At 67.3% G+C, this 3,729-nt stretch carries 3 protein-coding genes; 1 reads left to right on the top strand and 2 read right to left on the bottom strand.

The window, feature by feature from the left end:
- Window positions 1-155: 155 nt before the first annotated feature.
- Window positions 156-1,439: an aspartate carbamoyltransferase gene (locus tag DBV14_RS03765; protein WP_124457868.1), complete on the top strand. Its 1,284-nt coding sequence runs from the start codon at window positions 156-158 to the stop codon at window positions 1,437-1,439.
- A gap of 52 nt (window positions 1,440-1,491) precedes the next feature.
- On the opposite strand, the gene DBV14_RS03760 is transcribed toward DBV14_RS03765, so the two are convergent.
- Both DBV14_RS03760 and DBV14_RS03755 read right to left on the bottom strand, forming a co-directional pair.
- Window positions 1,492-2,199: a TIGR02117 family protein gene (locus DBV14_RS03760; protein WP_124457867.1), complete on the bottom strand. Its 708-nt coding sequence runs from the start codon at window positions 2,197-2,199 to the stop codon at window positions 1,492-1,494.
- A 45-nt stretch (window positions 2,200-2,244) separates the two neighbouring features.
- Complete coding sequence (locus DBV14_RS03755; protein WP_124457866.1) at window positions 2,245-3,507, bottom strand: DNA polymerase IV; 1,263 nt, start codon at window positions 3,505-3,507, stop codon at window positions 2,245-2,247.
- Window positions 3,508-3,729 lie beyond the last annotated feature (222 nt).

Below are 3,729 nucleotides of genomic sequence, written 5' to 3'. Positions count from 1 at the left end.
CACACCGTCGGCGTGGGCGTCGCCCCGAACAACGGCAAGCGCGCTCCCTCAAGATCGCCAAAAGTCCGAACGCCCCAATCGGACAGCGAAACCAAATATACGCATTGAGTAAATTCGCGTGAAAAGTTCACGCGCATGGCGTATATTTGCGGCCCATGAGCCAGCAACAAGACATCCTGCGCGACGCCATGCGCCGCCTCAATCTCACCCGCGACGCGTTCTCTGAACGTCTGGGTGTTCGCCGCCGGGCACTCGACACCTGGCTGCTTCCGGCCGACTCCGGCGAGTCGCGGGCCATGCCTGAAATGGTCGGCAAGTTCGTCGCGGAAATTCTCCAGCGCGAGGCCCACGCCACCGCTTCTGGAGCCGACAGCCGCCCGCTCGCCCAGCGCATCGCCGCCGAGGGCCGGCCGCACCTGTTGTCGGTTGCCCAGTTCGAGCGCGACGGCCTCGAAGACCTGTTCCAGGTCGCCGACGTCATGCAGCCCATCGCGCGGCGCCAGAAGGTCACCCGCGTGCTCGAAGGCGCCGTGCTCGGCAGCCTTTTCTTCGAGGCCAGCACCCGCACCCGCGTCAGCTTTGGCGCGGCCTTCTGCCGGCTCGGCGGCACCGTGTGCGACACCACCGGCTTCACCTTTTCGTCGATGGCCAAGGGCGAATCGATCTACGACACCAGCCGCGTCATGAGCGGGTATGTCGATGCGCTCGTGGTGCGCCACCCCGAGCAGGGCTCGGTGGCCGAGTTTGCGCGGGCCACCAACATTCCGGTCATCAATGCCGGCGACGGGCCGGGCGAGCATCCGAGCCAGGCCATCCTCGACCTGTACACCATCCAGCGCGAGTTTTCGCGCATGGGCAAGCTGGTCGACGGCACGCACGTGGCCATGGTCGGCGACCTGAAGTACGGCCGCACCGTGCATTCGCTGATCCGGCTGCTGTCGCTGTACCGCGGGCTGAAGTTCACGCTCATTGCACCGCCGTCGCTCGAAATGCCGGCCTATCTGCTCGACCTGGTGTCGCGCAACGGCCACGTGATCGAGCAGACGCAATCGCTCGAAGAAGGCCTGCGCGGTGCCGACGTGGTCTATGCCACGCGCATCCAGAAAGAGCGCTTCGTGGGCGAGGAAATCGAGGGCTACACGCCGGAGTTCCAGGTGCGCAAGGCGCTGGTCGACACGGTCTGCAAGCCCGACACCATCCTCATGCACCCGCTGCCGCGCGACGGCCGGCCGGGCGCGAACGACCTGAGCATCGACCTCAACCACGACCCGCGGCTGGCGATCTTCCGGCAGACCGACAACGGTATCCCGGTGCGCATGGCGCTGTTCGCGGTGCTGATGGGCGTGGAGCACCAGGTGGCGCGCTCGATGCGCGACGCGGGCTGGCGCTCGCCGGCGCACATCGGGCCGGACGACGCGGATTTCGACGGGCTGGACTGATCGAGCGACCGAGCCGCGCGGAGCAGGTGCAGCAGGCGCAGCGGCGCAACGCTCAGGGCGTTGCCGGTTCCAGATGCCACACCACCGTGAAGTCGAACGGCGTCCAGCGGCTGGCGGTAACGCCGGCCTGCCGAAGGCCGCGGCCGGTCCAGGTGTTGCAGGTCTCGAAGAGGTTGTAGCCGCCTTCGGCTTCGTAGAAGGCGTCCTGGTTGTCGTAGTGCGCGCCCGCGATGGGCGTGGCGCGGCCCGAGGGCAGGGCGGCGCGCACGTAGCCGACGAGTTGCGCGTACTGCGCCTGCGACAGCGGCAGGTTGAACGCGCCGCGCCCCAACTGCCCGCGCCGCAGGTAGCTCACGTGCATCAGCGCACGGTTGCCGCCCGAGAGCGCACCGAAGGCGCGCGCGGCCGTCAGGTCGGCCCAGGTGGGCGTGTTCAGGTAGAACTCGCGGTCGCCCCAGCCGATGGCGATGAACTCGGCGTCCGGCGGCACGGCCCTGAAATCCGCGAGCGGAAACAGCTGCTGCCAGTCGATGGTGGCCGAGCGGATCGGGAACACGAGGTCGGTGTGCACGCCGTTGCTCAGGACCCAGGCCTGCACCTCGGGCGCTTTCGCATTCGCGCTCGCAACGGCGATGGCGTTCGAAGGCTTCGCATTGGCGGGCCACAGCACCAGCGCGCTGGCCGTGGCGACATAGAGACCGACCAGCGCCACGAAGCCCAGCAGCACGAAGAAGAGGCGACGGAGCCAGCGTTTGATCATCAGGGTGCCGAGGTTCTGGAGAGATTCAAGAAGAAAAAAAGAGAGTCAGAAGAGCGATGCCGTGGTCGATGCAGGCTGCTCCGAAGCCGCCGCGCGCTGCCCGCCCGTGCCGGCCGGTGCCAGCGCCTCGGGGCTGCCGGCCTTGGCGAGCGCGCCCACGCGCACGCCCAGCAGGCGCAGCGGCCGCTCCAGCGGCACGCGCTTGAGGCACTGCCCGCCGATCTGCCGGATGGTCTTGCCGTCGTCGGTGAAGCGGTCGATGGTCTGGTCGCGCGTGGCGATCTTGAAGTCGTCGTAGCGCAGCTTGATGCCGATGGTCTTGCCCACGTAGCCCTTGCGCTGCAGGTCGCCGGCGAGCCGTTCGCACAGGTCGGTGAAGATGGCACCCAGCGCGGCCCGGTCGCGCACTGCGTGCAGGTCGCGGTCGAAGGTGGTCTCTCGGCTCATCGACACGGGTTCGCTCTCGGTCACCACCGGCCGGTCGTCGCGGCCCCACGACACCTCGTGCATCCACGCGCCGGTGGCCTTGCCGAAGTTCTGCATCAGCCAGTCGCGGTCGCGCGCCGCCAGCTGGCCCACGGTCTCGATGCCGAAGCGCTTGAGCTTTTCGTCGGCCTTGGGGCCGATGCCGTTCACCTTGCGGCAGGGCAGCGGCCAGATGCGTGTTTCAAGGTCGTCTTCGTAGACGACCGAAATGCCGTTGGGCTTGTTGAATTCGCTCGCCATCTTGGCGATGAGCTTGTTGGGCGCCACGCCGATGGAGCAGGTCAGGCCGGTGGCGTCGAGGATGGCTTTCTGGATCAGCCGCGCCAGCGAACGCCCGCCGTCGCGCTGGCCGCCGGGCACGTCGGTGAAGTCGATGTACACCTCGTCCACGCCACGGTCTTCCATGAGCGGCGCGATGTCGAGAATGACTTGCTTGAAGGCACGCGAAAAGCGCCTGTATTCGTCGAAGTCGACCGGCAATATGAGTGCGTCCGGACAGAGCTTGGCGGCCTTCATGAGCCCCATGGCCGAGCCGATGCCGAACTGCCGCGCGGGGTAGGTGGCGGTGGTGATGACGCCGCGGCCCGCGTAGTCCTTGAGCCGTGGAAAGGCATCGACCGGAATGTCGGCCAGCGTGCCGCCTTCGGGCAGGTTGCGAATGGCCTCGTCGACGCTGCGGCGCCCACCGCCGATGACGACGGGCAGGCCCTTGAGTTGCGGATAGCGCAGCAACTCGACGGACGCATAGAAGGCGTCCATGTCGAGGTGGGCGATGCGGCGGATCGGTGGCTTTGAAGGCGGCTGGGAACTCACGGAAACCATTGTCTCGCGGGTCGGCTTGTCTTGCGCCGTCAGGGGGTCGGGTGCGGATGCGGGTGCGGGTTCATTCTTTGTGCGTGCACAGGACACCGGGTACTTCCCTCCGCGAATGTCCCCCGCTTCGCTCCTCCTTTATTTCGCTGCGGGAAGCACCCGATGCCCTGCGCACCTGGACACGCTGCTGGCGAACAGCTGATCAACGACCGCTCTGAGCCGCTCACGCCG

Origin of the sequence: Variovorax sp. KBW07 (genome assembly GCF_003852515.1) — a bacterium.
Lineage (GTDB): Bacteria > Pseudomonadota > Gammaproteobacteria > Burkholderiales > Burkholderiaceae_C > Variovorax.
The sequence above is the reverse complement of the archived record's forward strand: the minus strand, read 5'-3'. Positions and strand labels throughout refer to the sequence as shown.